Source organism: Sporosarcina sp. NCCP-2222 (assembly GCF_023168145.1).
GTDB lineage: Bacteria > Bacillota > Bacilli > Bacillales_A > Planococcaceae > Sporosarcina.
Window position 1 is genome coordinate 219,183 of record NZ_BQYK01000006.1, and the last position, 18,228, is coordinate 237,410.

Sequence of the window (18,228 nt, forward strand, 5' to 3'; positions counted from 1 at the left end):
TTCCTGATGTCGTCATTACGAATATCATTATCGTGGATTACACCGGAATCTATAAAGCGGATATCGGGATCCGGGACGGAAAAATTGCCGCTATCGGGAAAGCAGGAAATCCACTGGTAATGGATGGCGTTGATATCGTCATCGGCTCAGGAACGGAAATTATTGCAGGCGAAGGCAAAATTGTCACAGCAGGCGGACTGGATACCCACGTCCATTTCATTAATCCTGAGCAGGTTGAACACGCGTTGGCTTCCGGATTGACTACGTTGATTGGCGGAGGGACAGGTCCTTCAGCGGGTTCCAGAGCAACTACTTCCACGCCGGGCGTATGGAACATCCACCGCATGCTCGAAGCAGTTGACGGATTGCCCATTAACGTCGGATTGACAGGCAAAGGGCAAGCAGCAACTGGGGAACCGCTAGCTGAACAGGTGCGGGCTGGCGTCATCGGTTTGAAAGTCCATGAAGACTGGGGTGCTACACCATCCGCCATCGATTATACCCTGCGGGTCGCCGACGAATATGATGTCCAAGTCGCACTGCATGCCGACACGCTGAATGAAAGCGGATTTGTCGAAAATACAATGGCAGCATTGAAAAATCGTGTTATCCATATGTATCACACAGAAGGAGCAGGTGGCGGACATGCACCTGACTTGATTGAATCGGCGAGTTATATGAATGTCCTGCCTTCCTCCACAAGTCCGACTTTGCCGTTTACAGTGAACACGCTTGACGAGCATTTGGACATGTTAATGGTGTGTCACCATTTAAATCCTTCTGTACCCGAAGATGTTGCATTCGCAGATTCCCGAATTAGGAGAGAGACGATTGCCGCGGAAGATATATTGCAGGACATGGGTGTCTTCAGTATGACGAGCTCCGATGCCCAGGCGATGGGCCGTGTCGGAGAGGTCGTGCTTCGCACATGGCAAACCGCCCACAAGATGAAAAAAGACCGGGGCTATTTGGAAGGCGACCGAGAGCTCTGCGATAACAACCGGGTAAAACGATATATTGCCAAATATACAATCAACCCTGCCATTACTCACGGCGTATCCGAGTACGTCGGTTCTATCGAAGTTGGCAAAATTGCAGACCTGGTCATTTGGGAGCCTGCATTTTTTGGTGTGAAGCCTGAAATGGTACTGAAAAATGGCTTTATTGTCCAAAGCTTGATGGGCGATGCAAATGCTTCCATTCCGACGCCGCAACCCGTCATTTATCGCCCGATGTATGCTCAATTCGGAAAAGCTTTAGGGAAATCTTCCATTACCTTCTTATCTCAAGCGGCTTTTGATAATAAAATCCATGAGCAGCTTGGGCTTCAAAAGATGATTTTACCAGTCCGAGGAATCCGTACATTAACGAAAAAAGATATGAAATTGAATTCTGAAACACCTGAATTGAAAGTAGATCCCCAGACGTATGAGGTATTTGTCAATGGCCAGCGAATTACGTCAGAGCCAACAAAAGAAGTACCGATGGGACAACGATATTTCCTATTTTGAGGTGAAGGCAAATTGATAATTGAATCAGTTGTAGCAAATGTGGATCAACTGGATCACGAAGAACTCCATAAACGCCATATCGAGAAGGTCTATCTCGAAAGCGGCGATCTCGTAAAACGAATCCAGCGCGTTAAAACAGATCACGGAAAAGAACTTGGCATCCGTCTGCGCAACCCACGTGATTTGATTGCCGGTGACATCCTATTCATGGATGACCATAACATCATAATGGTCGATGTCATGTCGGACGACTTGCTTGTCATCCAACCGCGCTCCATGCATGAGATGGGAACGATTGCTCACCAGCTGGGCAACCGCCACCTTCCTGCTCAATTCGAAGGAGATGAAATGCTTGTCCAATATGATTATCTCGTGGAAGAACTCCTGCAGGAGCTAACCATTCCCTTTAAGAGAGAAGAGCGGAAATTAAAAAAAGCGTTCCGCCATATCGGACATAGCCATGACTGAAAATCTTCTTTCGCTGCTCCAATTATGCGATTCCAATTTTCCAACGGGTGCATTCAGCCACTCGTACGGGATGGAAACGTATATTCAAGAGGATCAAATCTATGATCAAGCTTCTTTCCAGCAATGGCTTACTGTCTACGTAAATGAGCAACTCGTTTATTCTGACGGCCTGGCTTGCCAAATTGTGTACGCTGCTCTGGTGGAAGAGAACGATGAACGTATTTGGGAGATGGACCGTCTGCTTACGGTCCAAAACCTCCCGAGAGAATCGCGGGAAGGGACGAAGCGAATTGGCGAACGGATGTCGATGCTGATTGAATCCCTTTACGACATCCCCCTTTTGTCTACATACGCCAAAAGGATTCAGGAGAAAAGATCGAATGGGCATCCCGCCATCGTCTTCACGATCGTCGGACACCATCTAGGCGTTTCATCCGAATCCACCATTCTCTATTATTTATATTCGGTGGTTACCAGTCTCGTCCAAAACGCAGTGCGTGCTATTCCTCTCGGACAAACGGCAGGACAGCAAGTCATTCAACAGTTTCAACCTACCCTATTGGATGCAGTAGAAAAAATAAAGCAGATTGAACAAGATGATTTCGGTATTGTCTCACCTGGATTGGAGCTCGCACAAATGCAGCATGAACGGGTCGGCATCCGAATTTTCATGTCATAGCTACGAACTATAAAAAAAGGAAGTGATAGGATGGAACCGATTAAAATCGGAGTAGGCGGTCCAGTAGGAGCCGGAAAAACCATGCTTGTGGAGAAGCTGACCCGCCATATGGCGGATGACATAAGTATGGCTGTTGTGACGAATGATATTTATACAAAAGAGGATGCGAAGTTCCTCATGCAAAACGGTGTGCTCCCTGAAGATCGGATTATCGGTGTGGAGACAGGCGGCTGTCCGCATACTGCCATCAGAGAAGATGCTTCTATGAACTTTGCCGCGATCGATGAGCTGAAGGAACGCCACCCGGATGTGCAGCTCATTTTCGTCGAAAGCGGAGGCGACAACCTAGCGGCTACTTTCAGCCCGGAGCTTGTCGATTTCTCTATCTATATCATCGACGTGGCCCAAGGCGAAAAAATCCCGAGAAAAGGCGGACAGGGCATGATCAAATCCGACTTATTCATTATCAATAAAACCGATCTGGCTCCCCATGTCGGCGCAAGCCTTGACGTCATGGAATCAGATACAAAAGTATTTCGCGGCGAAAAACCCTTCGTTTTCACAAACTTAAAAAATGATGATGGGCTGGACAAAGTGATCGAATGGGTACGGGAAAACGCGCTGTTGCAAGGACTCGCATAATATGGTTCAAATGACGGGAGAACTCCAGATGAATCTGGAGGACAAGCAAGGCAGGACGATTGCAAAGGACGCGTACTTTCAAGGTGCTTTAAAAGTGATGCGTCCGATCTACCTTAGCAAGAGTGGACAAGTCTGCTACTACATTTTGAACCCGGGTGGCGGCTATTTGGATGGAGACCGATATAAGATGCGGTTCAGTCTCGAGAAACAAGCGCGAGCCACCTTGACAACGCAATCCTCCACAAAAGTTTATAAAACGCCTACCGATCATGCCTATCAAGAAACGGAAATCATTTTGAAGGACGGCAGTTACTTGGAATACTTGCCTGATCCGTTAATCGCCTATCGCGGTGCCAAATACAAACAGAAGAACATCTTTCGGATGGACCGGACTTCGATGCTTTTGTACTCGGACATTATTACGCCCGGCTGGTGCCCGGATGGTAAGCATTTCAGCTATGACCTCGTTCAGCTGGTCAATGAATTCTACCTGGAAGACGAACTAGTTGTCTTTGATCACTTGAAACTAACCCCTTCCAACCAGCAAATCCATGGTTTAGGTTTCATGGAAGGCTATACACATCTTGGCTCGATGTTCGTCATCGGAGAGAAGGTCGATAACAGTTTATTAGACAGGCTCTATGATGCCATGTATGAAAAAACGGACGCCTATCAAATTGGTCTTTCCAAATTGCCGATACCAGGCGTAGCGATCCGAATTATGGCCAACTCCACCCAAGTGATCGAGAGGCTCTTTTCAACATGCCATACACTCATAACAAGCGAATGGTTCGGTACACAACCTAGCTTTTTGCGAAAATATTGAGGACACAGCGGGGATGCTTTCTCCCCGCTTTTGTTATGTTTGAATGCTGAATTTTTCTAGAGGACCATGAGACTAAATTCGAGCAAACTACTCGGCACAAGATCTGTGTCAGGTTTAACCTTCATATCCACAACGGATTCACAAGTTATTATGTCAAAGGGTTAGCTTTACTTTTCTTTATAGATTCGCCAATGATTTGTGCAGCTTTAGTCTTGCGCTCAACCATACGCTCTCAATGACTAAGCGGGGATGCCTCTTCCCCGCTCTTCTTATGTTTACCTCTTCACCCGCGACAGCCGGATCGGAGCTTAGACACAACAATCAAGCCACTTCCTCATTTCTCCCCTACAAGGTCGGTGTTTGTTCCATAGTTCCTAGAGTGCCCGTTGTTCTCAAGACCGTCTGTCGAATCGACAGCCTGTTCGAACGAGGCTCTTTCAACGTTTTGGACTAACCAACCTCCTTATCCATAACATAGAGTCATTTTTTCCACTCGCTGCGCGTAAGTTGGTAGCACGTTTTGGTTGAAACGTGTTACGGATCTCCATGGAGAGAAAGGGAAATGGCATGAGACGCTTTATTGTTACAAGGTTAACCGAAACCATTGCCACGCTGCTGCTCGGCAGTCTGCTTTGTTTTGCTTTGATTCGGCTATTGCCGGGTGACCCTGCGGTCGCTATGTATGGTGAGCAATTTTTGCGGCTCAGCGAAGCCGATCAACAACGAATTACCGAAAACCTAGGACTCCACGAGCCCTTTCCCCTTCAATACGCCAAATGGCTTGGCAATACAGTTCAGGGAGATTTGGGCCATTCCTATAGCAACGGGGAGCCGGTGAAGGTAATCATCGGGAGAGCGGCAGGACCGACAATTCTTCTTATGCTGTCGGCCACAGGAATGATCGTTGTCATTTCACTCGTATTAGGGATTATCACAGGATTAAGACGACATTCGGCGATCGATCACGCGGTTACGATCGGCAGCTTTTTCCTTATGTCCATTCCAACATTTTGGTTGGCATTGATGCTAATTCTTGTTTGTTCCGTTTATCTCGGCATCCTTCCCTCCTCAGGAATCGGCCATGACGGGCTCTTGGACGGGCTGAAGCATTTGCTTATGCCCTCACTCGTACTTGCCTTGTCCCATATCGGTTATTACATCCGCATTTTGCGCAATCACCTCGCGTTAACAGTAAATAAGGATTTCATTTGGGCTATGAAAGTCCGTGGACTTCCTCCTAAAACAATCGTTTTCCGACACCTGCTGCCCAATGTTTCGGTGCCATTTGTGTCGTATGTCGGCATGTCCTTTACGTTGACCTTAGGAGGTTCAGTCGTCATCGAATCCATTTTTTCTTGGCCAGGGCTTGGAAGATTGGTTCTTGATTCCGCAATTGGCCACGACTACCCCGTCATCATGGCCACCATTTTATTGACGATGAGTACGGTAGTCATCGGCAGCTTCCTCATTGACTTAGTTTGTGCATGGATGGATCCACGCATCAGGAGATCAATTTTTACTAATGAGGTGATAGCAAAATGAACTTCAAGAAGTGCAGCATCGCGATGTGGTCTGCTTGTTACTTGCTAGCACTCGCCACTTTGACGGCAGCCGCCCCTTTTCTTACTTCCTACGGACCCCTGGAATTGGACTTGTCCGCTGTCCTGGAACCGCCGTCTCGCAATCATCTACTCGGAACAGATGAGTTAGGACGCGACATTTGGTCACGCCTTCTGTACGGCGGGCGAATTTCTTTGACCGTTGGATTTCACGCCATGGTAATCTCGATTGGAATTGGCGTCTCTTACGGCGCATTGAGTGGATTTGCCGGAGGGCTCATCGACCGGATGCTTATGCGTATAGTAGACACTTTGTTGAGTATACCCACTATCATTCTCATCATCGGCCTGCAAGTTTTTCTGCCGAGAAACGTGCTGACCATCATCCTGTTGATAGGCGCGACGAGCTGGATGCCTGTTGCGCGTCTGATCCGGACAGAGGTTTTATCGTTGAAAGGAGAGATTTTTGTTCAAGCCTCTGCAGTTCTAGGTGCTTCCCCCCGCCATTTATTGCTCCGGCATGTGCTTCCCCAAACACTGCCGACCATCGCGGTTATGGCGATTAGTGGAATAAGTCACTCCATTTTGGCCGAATCCACCTTAAGCTTTCTCGGCATTGGCATCCCACCGCATGAAGCATCCTGGGGCAATATGCTGTCAGGCGTTCAAACGTATATCCTGTCGGGCGGCTGGTGGGTCGCGTTGTTTCCTGGGTTAGGCATCACCTTAACTGCCCTTGCCGTAACGTTCCTAGGCGACCACTTCCAAAACCGATTCGCCTTGCCGCAACTGAAAGGAGGGCCATCGACATGAAAGAAAATCTATTAACCGTCAAAGGTCTGACCATTTGTACAGCGAGCTCGGCCGACATCCAACTTGTACAGAATCTCAGTTTCCAAGTCGCGTCAGGCGATATTGTCTCCATTATAGGAGAAAGCGGTTCAGGGAAAAGCTTGACTGCCAAAGCGCTGCTTGATCTTCTGCCGGCAGGGATTCAGCGGTTATCTGGTACCACTCAATTTCAAGGAAGCGACCTGTTTTCAATGAGCAGACAAGCAAAACGGCATTTCCTCGGCACTCAGGTCGGATTTGTTTTCCAAGATACATTTGGCTCGTTCGACCCGATGCGTACCATTGGCCAGCACTTCATGGAACTCTTCAAAGCACACAGCGCATTAACCAGGCAGGAAGCGAAGGCGAAGGCGCTCCATCTTCTGCGAGAAATGCGTCTTCCCTATCCCGAACGCGTTTATTCCTCCTATCCGGACGAATTATCAGGCGGGATGAGACAGCGTGTCCAATTGGCGCTCGCCTTGGCTCTGGATCCGCTTCTGCTTATTGCGGATGAGCCGACTACCGCGCTGGATCCCCCCGTTCAAGCCGACATTTTGCAGTTGATGAAGTCATGGCGGGCAAGGACAGGAGGCAGTATTTTGCTCATCACCCATGACCTTGGGGTAGTGGCTGAAATGGCTGACGAGGTGCTAGTCATGAAAGAGGGAACCATTGTGGAATCCGCACCAGTGGAGAAACTCTTCTCTGCTCCTGTGCATCCACATACGATGTCGCTGTTAGTCCATTATCATCAGTTAGCTGCTGCCGGACAACGGCTGGAATTTGAGCCCACCACCCTTCAAGAGCCATTACTTTGTTTATTAGATGCCAGTAAGACCTACTTAAGCAGAAGAGGATTCAGAAAAGAGGAGATTCAAGCTGTCTGCCAAGTGACCCTTACCATTCATAAAAATGAAATATTTGGTTTGATTGGCGAAAGCGGCAGCGGTAAAAGCACCCTATCCCGCCTGCTATTGCATTTGGAAAAGCCACAACGGGGTACAGTCCGTTGGAGTGGAAATATGCCTATTCGAAAAGGGATTCAATGGGTTCATCAGGATCCGATCGCTTCCTTTGACCCAAGGTGGAGCGTCGAGAAAATCATCGGTGAAGGAGCGGACTATTGGTTTAAGGGAGAGAGCAGAAAAAAGGAGAGCATTTTGGCGGTCCTGGCACAAGTCGGATTGGACGAAACAGTCCTCCCTCTTTTTCCATTCGAATTATCCGGAGGGATGAGACAGCGGGTAGCCCTGGCAAGAGCGTTGCTGCTGGAGCCTGAATTACTCGTATTGGATGAACCCTTTGCAAGTCTCGATTTAAGTTCCCAATCCAAAATGCTCGCATTGCTCCGTCGCATTAATGAGACGCGTAGAACATCCATCCTGTTCATCTCGCACGACATCCGGGCAGCCCTCACACTTTGCCATCGGATCGCTGTCATGGCACAAGGAAAAATCATTGAGACCGAAACACCAAGGAGATTGTCGCAATCCTCCAACAGTGAAACCAACCGGCTGCTATCTTCGACTCTAACATCTTGTCCGGCTGAATCTAAAATTGAATTTGAAAAGAAGAGGGAGACAGAATATGCGCATAGCACGTAACCTGTTTTTATTACTAATCAGCTGCCTGCTTCTGCTTGCAGCCTGCGGACGCAGCACGTCCCATTCCAGCTCGGTGGCAGCTGAAAAGAAACGCATCACTTACGGAACGGATGCGGAAATCAAACAGATCAACCCGGTATTGACCGATGCACAGGAAATTGACCGGCTCTTATTTCGCGGGTTGACCCAGCCGACAAAGGACAATGAAATCGTGCCTGATCTCGCTGCATCATGGATCACTTCGGATGATCATCTGACTTATACATTTACTTTGCGTGAAGATGCACAGTGGGAAGATGGCGAACCAGTAACGGCTGAAGATGTTAAGTTCACATTGGATGCCATTACTGACCCTGCCATTAACACACCGATCGCCGGTGAATTCAATGAGATTGAATCCGTTACTGTGCTCGACACATATCAAGTTAAAATTTCATTGAAGAACCCTTTCCCGGCCTTATTAGGGAAATTGCAAGTCGGCATCGTGCCTAAGCATCTGCTAGAGAATGAAAATATGAATCAAAACGCATTCAATCAGCAGCCCGTCGGAAACGGGCCATTCAAAATGAAACAATGGGATGCGGATCACACTATTACTCTGGAACGGAACGATTTGTACTACGGGAAAAAGCCGAAACTTGATGAAATCGTCTTTAAGCCAGTGTTGGATGCAAACAGCCGTGTGCTTCAACTGAAAACAGGCGAAATCGATTTGGCCTTGCTCGGGCCGAATCAAATGAAATCCATTCAACAGAAAGATAAGCTCACCATTTATGGTATACAGACTGCCGATTACCGGGCCGTTATGTACAATCTAAAAAAACCGATTTTTAAAGATCCGCTTGTACGCCAAGCGATGAATTATGCCATTGACCGGGACGCGATCGTCAAAGGCATTCTAAATGACAAAGGGCAGCCGGCCTATTCTCCCCTGCAAAAATCATGGGCGCTATCAGATAAAATCAGCGAAATACCATACAATCCGGATATGACGAAAAAGCTAATGGAAGAAGCAGGCTGGGAGTTGAATAAGGACAGCGTGTATGAGAAAGATGGACAACAATTCGAATTCGATCTCTATAGCATCGCGACAGACCCGGTACGGGTATCCCTTGCCAATATCGTATCCGAACAATTAAAATCCCACGGCATGCTCGTTCATCCGAAACCATCCAATTGGGATGCGATTAACCTAGACACTATTGAATCGCTTATGATCGGCTGGGGCAGTGAAAATGACCCCGATGATCATACGTACCGTCTCTTTCACAGCAGTCAAATTGGGGATGGGCTTTACAATATGGGGGCCTACCAGAATCCCGAAGTCGATCAATTGCTGGAAGCGGCCCGAACGGCTGATGACGTAGAGGAACGTAAAAAATGGTACGGCGAATTCCAGGAAGCGCTGGCAGAAGATCCACCTTTTAATTTCCTCGTCTATTTGGACGCCATTTATGCCGCCAATGACCGCTTGACCGGCATCGAAACCCGGACTCTCGGCCACCACGGCTTCGGTGTTGTCTGGAATATTGAAGATTGGGATGTTCAATAAGGTGGCGGCCATGACGGAATCAACATTAAAACGATTTGGCATATCCATGGAAAGCGGACTGCTTACAAAATTTGATCACCTTATTCAAACAAGAGGCTATGAAACCCGTTCCGAAGCAGTTCGGGATCTCGTGCGCGACGCCCTGCTGCAACAATCGTGGGAACAGGATGAGGACGTTGTCGCTGGATCGATCGTTCTTTTCTACAATCATTCCCACAAGCACCTGCTCGAGGAGATGACTGAAATCCAGCATGGTATGCACGACCACATCCTGGCGACCACCCATTTCCACCTCGATCACGACAATTGCCTGGAATTGATTGTCGTGAAAGGGAAAGCCTCCGCCATTCAATCACTCAGTCATCAGTTGACCAGTTTGAAAGGCGTGTCCTATGGGAAATTTACAGTCGCTCCGATTTCAACAAATTAAAGAAGGCCGGCTGTACTAAACGCATTATCTTTTTCACCCACATATACCGAATGAACATAAAAGGCAGGCTTCGCTCTATCAGAGCAGCCTGCCTTTCATTATTTATATGTTTTCCGCCAGTCGCTCAGTTCCTGTTCGATAATAAATTGCTCCAGCGCTTGATCCCATTCGCCCGTCATCGTATTCCAAACGCGTGCATACATCCGGTCGTCAGCCACCTGATGCAGCCGGAATTCGATACATTCGACAGAATGGAGCTCTAATTCTGTCACGGACTTGACAGCATGGATAGACGTTTGGCCATATTCCTCTTCTTCGTCTTCCTGTAGCTTTTCGAGTATTTCGCGTACACTCGATTCGGGGATCATGTCGGTGCGCCACTCGTTGTTCGTCAGCCGGAAGCTTTTCGCTCTCGACTCTTTTATTTCTCCTACCAGAAACGTGTTGTGAATTGGGCTGAAATAAGCTGTTTTCTCTTGCCGTTCAGGTGATTGCACATAAATGCCGCTCTCCAGCTGCTGGCTGCCCGCATCCGTCAATGAGTACCCATCTTTATTTTTGACAATCAAACCGGCCCCTATCATCGCATCAATCATATCTTCGATGAACAATGATTCCACCAGTAGGATCTGACTCACTTCCTCCGCAGTTTGGAAACGTCCTTTTCGGAAGCTGATCAGCAGCATTTTCATCAGAATATCCATAGGTGTCCGTTTGACCGTTTCATATGTGATTTCAACGGAATGTACTGGCAGTCCCCATGTTTCAGAAGCAAGCAGTTTTACATTCGCATTCCGCAACACTTCATTTTGCAGCCGCTTTTGTAAATCCATTTAATTCTTCCTCTCCATTAGCGCAAGCTCCTTAAAGCCATTCTGTACTTTCACCCGGTCAACGAGCCGGCTGTACATCGCTTTGGTCTCAGCCTTTTTCGGCCTTTTTGTGAACATCTCCGAACTACCTACGACAATCAATAGTTCTCGGGCTCTCGAGAGGGCGACGTTTAACCGGCGATAATCTTCCGCAAAGCCGATTGTCCCGCTTGGCTGATCGTGATTTCGAACAAAGCTGAGAATGATAATATCCATCTCCATACCTTGGAATTTATCGACCGAGCCCGTGCGGCAATGCAGATGCTTCGGCATGACATCCTGCTCAATGAGCCGATCGATACGCTTCACCTGTTCCCCGTAAAAGCTGATCACTCCAACGCTCTTCTTTGCATCCGGCGCCAGCCGCCCTTCTTCAATTGCATTTACCGTGGCGGCATCGATATCCATTAGCAATTCGCGGATCGTGCGGAGCTCAGCTTCATTATACAGACTCGTTCCGCCTTTCACTTGGGCCTCAAAGAATGCAGATTCATTCGGCATGTCGAACCAAAGAAGATGATTTTTCCGCTCAATGAACCGGGATGATAATAAATGATCGCGTGTACTGTCCGAATCAGCTAACCCACATTGAAGCCGGTACTGCCCTTCCGCATAAAACGGCGTAATTGTCTCCATGATTTCTTCGTGCATCCGGTATTGAATGCCGAGCATCGTCTTGTTCTGCTTCGGCAGTGTTCGGAATAAACGCTCGAACAGCGATTCTTTCAGCATGTTCCGCAGCTCATTCTTTTCCTTGTCATCTTTGATTTCTTCAATAAATTCTTCCATTGTCTCCCTGCCGACAAGCGGCGGCAACTGATGATGATCACCGACTAAGACAATTTTCTTTCCTTTCAGCATTGGCAGCAGTAATTCCGGAGGTGTTGCTTTAGAAACTTCATCGATAATGACGACGTCGAATGTCGGGTAGTCCTCCATGAATTCCTTCCGAGCCGAAGCGACACATGTCGTTCCAATTACATTGGCATGTCGGACATAGAGCTTTCGGATTTCATCGAGATCGTAGTCGCCCGCTTCCTCGAGCAACTTGCTCCATTCATCCTGCAGCTCTACGGCGAGCGGCAAATGTGCCTGTTCGTCATTCAGTTGTCGTATCGTTTCATTCAAGACCTTCATTTCCGCGTGGACTTGCGCGATGCGTTCGTCCGGATTCGTCTGGATCACTTCTTCGAGAGACGCCAAAACAGCGGCATGCTGGGCAGCTTTCTCCTCCAATTCGGCATGCTTCTGACGCAGTGTTTCCAGCTGAGTTTGAGTGGATTCGAGGTTGACAGTCTCATCATTGAGGCAGCTGCGTTCCTTTTCCAGCTGCACTTCAGACTCGTGGAGCTTGGCGAGCCGGTCCTCATACTGAGCCAGCCTCTTTACCCCTTCCTCGAGCTCTGCCTGGACAACAACGAGTTCGTCATGGCCAGTTACTTCTGGTGCCAATTCATCGTGTTCCTGTGTCAGCAGCTCCCATTGGGCAGTATGGTTCGCGTGATCCTTCTCAAGCTCGGAAACATCGCGCTCCAATTGGCCGATTAAATCCCTGAGTTCTGCGACAAGCTCCTTTTTGATTGAGTTGAACATCAACTTGGCCTGTTCCTGCGCTGCCTCCTTAATACGAGACGCATGGCCGGTCACTTCATCCAGCTTGCCGTACAAGTAAGTGAGATTCTCAGCAACCCGGTTTAGAAGAGCCGCTTTTTGCTCAGGCGGGAGCTTCGGGATTAAGGGGCTTTTCGTTTTAATGAAACGCCCGATAGCATCGATCATATCATGCATCTCATCGGCAGTCCGGTACAAATCGCTATCTTTGCTCGGGAGAGTAGTGAACGGAAAGCCATTTTTCTTAAGCACATCCTCTAAAAAGGAAATGCCATTTTCAAGCCGTTCAAAAACGCCTTTCCATTCTTCGAATTCGTATGAGTAAGTGCCTGTCCCAATCGTCTTCAAATGTTTATGCAGGGAGTTTATTTCAAGCTTAAGCGGCAATGATGGATCATATCGAAAGGCCTTTACTTTCTCCAATAAATCCGGCAACCCCTGAACAGCCGCAATCTCTTCTCTCAGTTTGCTGTGAACATTACTGCGCTCGGCATTCTCACGCAAGTCGCTGCTGATCTTTTCAAGAATGCGCTTCGCTGCCTCCATCGCTTCTTTCGTCTCATAGAAGCGCATGATTTTTCCGTTTGCATCTACTTTTCCTTTGACAGCATCCATTTCCAGTTTCTCGTGATCATTCAAATGTAATGATTCGATGTCCATTTCAAGACGGGCTGTTGTTTCGGCAAGCCGTTTCAATTCGTCGCCAATGCGAGATTGTTCTCGCTCCAACTCCTGTGCCTGCCGGGTAGTCTCTTTTACTTGCAGCTCCACTGCCTGCAAATCAGCCGACTGTGCTTCGTGCTCCTGTTTCGCAACCCGCCTTCTCTTCTTCGCCTCTTCCAACTCCGCCAGCTCTGCCTTATATTTCTCTAATGCCTGTTTGCATTCATCGATTTCTTTGGCAATGACAGCTAATCTATCGGCACGGTCTTTTCGCTGCCCATTTACGGCGGCCAGTGTCTCTTCCTTCCAATGGTGAGCTACATTTTCTTCAATGAACCGCTTACCTTCCTCTTCAATACTTTCAGTCCGGCCGTAGCGCAATATTCGGATGCCGGGATCCGAAAGCAGACGGCCAAGTGCATTATCGACAGCAAGATTGGACTGCGAAGCGACAAGCGTCCGCATGCCGGCTTTTACAAGCTGGTGACATAATTCCGAGATGACCGTCGTTTTTCCTGTTCCCGGAGGTCCTTGGATGACATAAATATCGTTTGCCGACATGGCGCCGACAACGGCTTCCCGTTGGAATTCATTGAGAGGATGATGGAAATCAAGCTCTGCTTTTTTTTTCGTAATTTGTACAACAGGACGTTCTTCAAAAAGAATCTTCTCCAAGTTTTGATTGGCAGCAAATCCGTCCTGCAAATCTTTAAACCCTTTACGCAATCTCCTGATCTGGCTTAATTCGGCAAAATTGCTGAATACCAGTTCCTTCTCCTTCATGGCCGGGACGAGCGAACCTCGACGGGCAAGTGCCTGATAATGCCGCTTTAGCTCAATTTTCACTTTCCGTTTCGCCCGATTGACGTCGATAACAAATCCAAAATCGTCGCCGGAACCTTTCCATTTCGCACTGAAGCCGGAAATCGCATTCCAATCTTTCGCTTCCAATCCACCGCATGTGAAAGTGGCCTGGGTAAAGTCCTCATTGACGGCCACTTCAGAGAAGCGGGCTGTAATATCTGCAACGTCAGCATTCTTTTCTTCAATCCGCAAATAGCCTTCCCAGCTGGAAATCCTTTTTTCCACATAGGCGGACCGCTCCTCGGCGATTGGCAGTTCCCGCAATCTTGTGTACAGCTGAATCGGCATCGGCTTTCCGGCTTTGCCCACTTGGAATTTCAGCCGTGCCGGCAAACGGCGATTTGTCCGAACCGGCTCCCTTCTGCCTTTCACACGGAATGAAATGGCGACGAACCCTTCATTTTTCATGACGCATTCCAGGACGGCAACTCGGTCATCGAGCAGCCTGCATAACGGACCGTTCGTTTCATTGTCAAAGAAGAAGGAGAACGTCATAACATCCTGTTTGGCAGGCATTTTTTCTATGTAGACATCAAAATAATCTTGCATGGCAAAAAAGCTCACTTCATCGAGCACCCATCTGCCGATCTCTTTCCGAGCCCGCTGAGTCAGTTCCAAGCGGCATGCAGCCTTGATCTGTTCCATTGACATTCTCCTTCCTCAAAAAATGAAGTCATACGTTCTATCATACAACAAAATCGGGGTTCATTTGTATGTGGAAAGTCCTTTTTTCTCGAATCATGTCAGGAAGTATCTGCCCTCTTCCGCTACCCTTCTTCAGTGGTTGGTTCTCCTTCCTGAGTTTTCCTTTGTGGCAAGGCGGGTAATTAGTGAGTAAGGAATAAAGGAGGTGCAAGCCATGAAAGAAAAGACATTTATTGGACTGTATGACAATATAGATGAGATGACTTCTAAAATTAATGAATTGGCTCATAAAGGGATTGACCCGTCACGTATATGCGTGATCTCAAAAGATGAGACGACAGTTTCAGCTTTGCGGCATCGTACATCTGAGGAAATCCAGTCAGAACCATCATCTTGGTTTGACCAGTTTATCGGTTTTCTTTCAGGGGAGGACCGGATCGAAACGATGCTTGTAGAAGCAGGATTTGATTCCTCAGAGGCAAAACAATATTACGAGGAAGTCGCGATGGGGAAATATGTGGTGTATGTTGATGGGACAGTGGAAAAAACCGTATATGAAGTCCATGCCGAGCAACAGAACGAGCAGGAGGAAAATCCGTTTGATCCAATCGAAGTGCTACCAGGAGAATCACCCCTAGAGCAGGAAGAAGCGAATGAACAAAATCCAGTCGGCCGTAAAGGTCGCGAAGCGCTGTTTGATCATACTAGATATGAAGGAGATCATAACACATCCCGAGAAGCCGCTACCCGGGGATATCCGCAAAGCGATCGCGAGAAGGAATTGATCCGCGATTACTATGAGCATCAAATTGAAGATAATCACAGCGCAGAAGAACAGATCAACATCGTACCGAAAGCTTTCCAAGAAAGCCAGATGGATCGCCAGGACGCGATAGCGGAAGAAGCGACGACCGATGAATATACCATTCCTCCCTCGTTGACTGATCGTAAGAAGATAGAACCCATTATTATTGATTTGCGTAACATCCCGCGAAAAGATGAGCATTAAACAAGGTCCAAGCCCTGTTTAAGGGACTTGGACCTTATTTCGATCAGCAAATTTAAGAACTGGTGACGCGATTTCGGCCAGAGCGTTTGGATTTATACAAGGCGCTATCCGCACGGATATATATACTTTCCGCAGTATCGCCCTTCTGATAGGTTGCGATTCCAATACTAACTGTAACTGGTTTGCTGTGCCAGCTAGAATCTTCGACGTAAGTCCGCAGCTGTTCCGCAAATGCAAATGAAATCCCCCGCTCTGCCCCTTTGAGGATAATGGCAAATTCTTCTCCACCAATCCGGGCAGCTGAATATTGTGCAGGGGTTAGCTCCTTCATTTTGATAGCCAGTTCTTTTAGTACCTCGTCCCCAACATTGTGGCCATATGTATCGTTCACGTTCTTAAAATGATCAATATCAAAAATCATAATGGAAAAGACCCTCTGCTCCCTATTCGCCTCTTCCACTTGTTCAGCCAGTCTCTCTTGAAATACCCGGCGATTAAATAATCCAGTTAACGGATCTGTCGTCGCCATTGTCTGCAGGCGATGGTTCAGTTCAACTAATTCTTGCTGCTTCTGCTGAACCTCATTCATCAAACCAAGTAACGTCTTGTACGCTTTTTCGGTTTCTTGCTGAATTTGTTCTGCATTCCGTTTCGCCATAAGCAATTCATTTTCATATTCCTCACGGACAGTTATCTGCATAAGGGCGCATTCATACAAGCCATTTCGCTCGCGTGCGCTCATTAATACTGGAAGCGAACCCTCTTTCCCTTTTAATGTCAAGTGAAGTTCATCTACCCGTCCGTGTATATGGAGAGCCGGCACGAAATATGTCTGGAAATAGATCTTCGAAGGAACCGTCATGATATCGCGCATGTTTACTGGCGTACGCTCACTGCCAAGCATATCACGCAGCGTCTGGTTCATCTTCGTTATTTCCCAATTCTCTGTTAGAACCAAATAGCCGCACGGAGCAAAATTCAATTGCTCATTCATTGTTACTTTCTGTCTCCATTGAGATAATCCCGAATTACTTGAATGGTTTCTTCCGGATCGCTAATGTGCGGATTGTGACCTCTCGCATTCATTAAGACAAATTCACTGCCTTTAATATGTTCATGCACATATTCACCAACTTCAATCGGCGAAATGGCATCTTCGCGCGTCTGCAAAATTAAAGTTGGAACTGAAACCTGTGCCAAGCGGTCTCGTAAATCTGATGTAAATGTCACTTCCGCAAATCGCCTTGCAATGACCGGATCATTTTCACTTAAGGTCCTTTCAAAGTTAGAGGCAAGCTCTGGACGTTCCTCATTTTTCATAACGACGGGTGCCAAATATTTGGCCCATTCCTTGTAATTCAGCTCCATCATATCCAGCAATTCATTGATGTCCTCTCGTTCAAATCCACCTTTATAATCACCATCGTTCATATAATGTGGCGATGGACCTATCATAATCAATCGGTCCATCAGATGCGGTCGCTGAATCGAGGCGATTGCGCCGATCATACTGGAAACGGAATGTCCCACGAAAATCACATCGGACAGATTCATTTCATCCGCAATCTCGACCAAGTCTAATGCATAGCCGTCTAGTGAACTGTACCGCTCACTGGAATACAGCGACTTATCGCTCCTTCCCGAACCGGTATAATCGAACAATACGATGCGATAGTCTTTTTCAAACGCGGGCCCAATCCGGTTCCAGACCGTTTGGTCGCAACCAAAACCGTGAGCGAAAACTATCGTCTTTTCTCCATTCCCAAGAACCGTTACATGATTTCGTTGTTTAATGCTCAATCATTTTCATCCTTTAGCTGTAGTTTTTATTGCTTACATTCTATCACAAGGATGATAGACATTTCATGTGATATTTGAACATTCATTACGCTTGCAATAAGGGCTGTCATTTCAGTACGATGTACGTACCTTTACACACCTTAGGAGATGAATAACAGTGAGAGAATTCAAAATCACTTACTTCTTTGATGAAGATCATTATATCCGACGTTTCATCCATATAGAGACAATGGAACAAGCCATCGCACTGGTTCAAAGCGAACGAAACCGATTCATTTCCTTCACAGACAGCCGCGGCATTTACCACGAACTCGACACCGGAAATGTGAGAGTTACCCAAGTAGCTGAATACTTCAGGACAAAAAAATAATTTATTTTTCAAGCGAATAAAAGAAAGAGCCTCAGAGGAAAATCCCCTGAGGCTAAACTGTATAGGGAGCCGAGTCACGTTCCTTGCCAAAAGGAAGGAGGTGAAAAGGCAAAGAAGTGTGCAAGCATAAGAGATAATTCACTTTATCGGGTCGCTTGTCCTACCACTTTCGTAATTTACACGAGCGACGGGCCTTCCACAAATGAAGCAGTTGCTTCTGGCGGCGCGTAAATAATCTTCCTTCTGCTCCTCGATAACCTGCCGGTACGCCGATAGGCAGTCCCATCCG

Annotated in this window: 16 protein-coding genes; 12 read left to right on the plus strand and 4 right to left on the minus strand. The window is 47.4% G+C overall.

Annotated features, from left to right (window positions below; all coding sequences use genetic code 11):
* From ureC to nikR, 10 genes are all read left to right on the plus strand, one after another.
* On the plus strand, window positions 1-1,511 hold a 1,511-nt coding region (gene ureC / locus NCCP2222_RS14405; RefSeq protein ID WP_248513039.1), incomplete at its 5' end, for an urease subunit alpha.
* Window positions 1,512-1,523: 12 nt separating this feature from the next.
* Complete coding sequence (gene ureE / locus NCCP2222_RS14410) at window positions 1,524-1,979, plus strand: urease accessory protein UreE (RefSeq protein ID WP_248513040.1); 456 nt, start codon at window positions 1,524-1,526, stop codon at window positions 1,977-1,979.
* Window positions 1,972-2,658, plus strand: coding sequence for an urease accessory protein UreF (locus tag NCCP2222_RS14415; protein ID WP_248513041.1), 687 nt, complete (start codon window positions 1,972-1,974; stop codon window positions 2,656-2,658). The genes ureE and NCCP2222_RS14415 overlap by 8 nt, the downstream gene beginning before the upstream one ends.
* Window positions 2,659-2,688: 30 nt before the next feature.
* The gene (gene ureG, locus NCCP2222_RS14420) at window positions 2,689-3,300 is read left to right on the plus strand and encodes an urease accessory protein UreG (RefSeq protein ID WP_248513042.1); all 612 of its coding nucleotides are present in this window, start codon (window positions 2,689-2,691) and stop codon (window positions 3,298-3,300) included.
* Between the two features lies 1 nt (window position 3,301).
* Window positions 3,302-4,126, plus strand: coding sequence for an urease accessory protein UreD (locus NCCP2222_RS14425; RefSeq protein WP_248513043.1), 825 nt, complete (start codon window positions 3,302-3,304; stop codon window positions 4,124-4,126).
* A 567-nt stretch (window positions 4,127-4,693) separates the two neighbouring features.
* Window positions 4,694-5,668 (plus strand): ABC transporter permease, encoded by a 975-nt coding sequence (locus tag NCCP2222_RS14430; protein ID WP_248513044.1) that lies wholly within the window; start codon window positions 4,694-4,696, stop codon window positions 5,666-5,668.
* Window positions 5,665-6,498 (plus strand): ABC transporter permease, encoded by an 834-nt coding sequence (locus NCCP2222_RS14435; RefSeq protein WP_248513045.1) that lies wholly within the window; start codon window positions 5,665-5,667, stop codon window positions 6,496-6,498. The genes NCCP2222_RS14430 and NCCP2222_RS14435 overlap by 4 nt, the downstream gene beginning before the upstream one ends.
* On the plus strand, window positions 6,495-8,123 hold the full coding sequence (locus tag NCCP2222_RS14440; protein ID WP_248513046.1) for an ATP-binding cassette domain-containing protein: 1,629 nt from the start codon (window positions 6,495-6,497) through the stop codon (window positions 8,121-8,123). Before NCCP2222_RS14435 ends, NCCP2222_RS14440 begins: the two co-directional genes overlap by 4 nt.
* On the plus strand, window positions 8,107-9,675 hold the full coding sequence (locus NCCP2222_RS14445; protein WP_248513047.1) for an ABC transporter substrate-binding protein: 1,569 nt from the start codon (window positions 8,107-8,109) through the stop codon (window positions 9,673-9,675). The genes NCCP2222_RS14440 and NCCP2222_RS14445 overlap by 17 nt, the downstream gene beginning before the upstream one ends.
* 10 nt (window positions 9,676-9,685) lie before the next feature.
* On the plus strand, window positions 9,686-10,105 hold the full coding sequence (nikR, locus tag NCCP2222_RS14450) for a nickel-responsive transcriptional regulator NikR (RefSeq protein WP_248513048.1): 420 nt from the start codon (window positions 9,686-9,688) through the stop codon (window positions 10,103-10,105).
* A 98-nt stretch (window positions 10,106-10,203) separates the two neighbouring features.
* On the opposite strand, the gene NCCP2222_RS14455 is transcribed toward nikR, so the two are convergent.
* Together NCCP2222_RS14455 and NCCP2222_RS14460 are read right to left on the minus strand one after the other, a co-directional pair.
* Complete coding sequence (locus NCCP2222_RS14455) at window positions 10,204-10,938, minus strand: hypothetical protein (protein WP_248513049.1); 735 nt, start codon at window positions 10,936-10,938, stop codon at window positions 10,204-10,206.
* Window positions 10,939-14,760 (minus strand): DEAD/DEAH box helicase, encoded by a 3,822-nt coding sequence (locus NCCP2222_RS14460; protein WP_248513050.1) that lies wholly within the window; start codon window positions 14,758-14,760, stop codon window positions 10,939-10,941.
* 214 nt (window positions 14,761-14,974) lie between these two features.
* Here NCCP2222_RS14460 and NCCP2222_RS14465 point away from each other — a divergent pair, with 214 nt between their 5' ends.
* Window positions 14,975-15,769: a YflT domain-containing protein gene (locus NCCP2222_RS14465; RefSeq protein ID WP_248513051.1), complete on the plus strand. Its 795-nt coding sequence runs from the start codon at window positions 14,975-14,977 to the stop codon at window positions 15,767-15,769.
* A gap of 52 nt (window positions 15,770-15,821) precedes the next feature.
* On the opposite strand, the gene NCCP2222_RS14470 is transcribed toward NCCP2222_RS14465, so the two are convergent.
* Together NCCP2222_RS14470 and NCCP2222_RS14475 are read right to left on the minus strand one after the other, a co-directional pair.
* Complete coding sequence (locus NCCP2222_RS14470) at window positions 15,822-16,763, minus strand: GGDEF domain-containing protein (protein WP_248513052.1); 942 nt, start codon at window positions 16,761-16,763, stop codon at window positions 15,822-15,824.
* A gap of 2 nt (window positions 16,764-16,765) precedes the next feature.
* A complete protein-coding gene (locus NCCP2222_RS14475) occupies window positions 16,766-17,569 on the minus strand; it encodes an alpha/beta fold hydrolase (RefSeq protein WP_248513053.1) in 804 nt (267 codons plus the stop codon).
* Window positions 17,570-17,726: 157 nt separating this feature from the next.
* Here NCCP2222_RS14475 and NCCP2222_RS14480 point away from each other — a divergent pair, with 157 nt between their 5' ends.
* Window positions 17,727-17,939, plus strand: a complete 213-nt coding sequence (locus NCCP2222_RS14480; protein ID WP_248513054.1) for a hypothetical protein — start codon at window positions 17,727-17,729, stop codon at window positions 17,937-17,939.
* Window positions 17,940-18,228 lie beyond the last annotated feature (289 nt).

Coding starts and splice junctions, on each gene's coding strand:
- NCCP2222_RS14415 (WP_248513041.1), top strand. CDS start 1,972: ATGACTGAAAATCTTCTTTCGCTGCTCCAATTATGCGATTCCAATTTT.
- ureG (WP_248513042.1), top strand. CDS start 2,689: ATGGAACCGATTAAAATCGGAGTAGGCGGTCCAGTAGGAGCCGGAAAA.
- NCCP2222_RS14425 (WP_248513043.1), top strand. CDS start 3,302: ATGGTTCAAATGACGGGAGAACTCCAGATGAATCTGGAGGACAAGCAA.
- NCCP2222_RS14430 (WP_248513044.1), top strand. CDS start 4,694: ATGAGACGCTTTATTGTTACAAGGTTAACCGAAACCATTGCCACGCTG.
- NCCP2222_RS14435 (WP_248513045.1), top strand. CDS start 5,665: ATGAACTTCAAGAAGTGCAGCATCGCGATGTGGTCTGCTTGTTACTTG.
- NCCP2222_RS14440 (WP_248513046.1), top strand. CDS start 6,495: ATGAAAGAAAATCTATTAACCGTCAAAGGTCTGACCATTTGTACAGCG.
- NCCP2222_RS14445 (WP_248513047.1), top strand. CDS start 8,107: ATGCGCATAGCACGTAACCTGTTTTTATTACTAATCAGCTGCCTGCTT.
- nikR (WP_248513048.1), top strand. CDS start 9,686: ATGACGGAATCAACATTAAAACGATTTGGCATATCCATGGAAAGCGGA.
- NCCP2222_RS14455 (WP_248513049.1), bottom strand. CDS start 10,938: ATGGATTTACAAAAGCGGCTGCAAAATGAAGTGTTGCGGAATGCGAAT.
- NCCP2222_RS14460 (WP_248513050.1), bottom strand. CDS start 14,760: ATGGAACAGATCAAGGCTGCATGCCGCTTGGAACTGACTCAGCGGGCT.
- NCCP2222_RS14465 (WP_248513051.1), top strand. CDS start 14,975: ATGAAAGAAAAGACATTTATTGGACTGTATGACAATATAGATGAGATG.
- NCCP2222_RS14470 (WP_248513052.1), bottom strand. CDS start 16,763: ATGAATGAGCAATTGAATTTTGCTCCGTGCGGCTATTTGGTTCTAACA.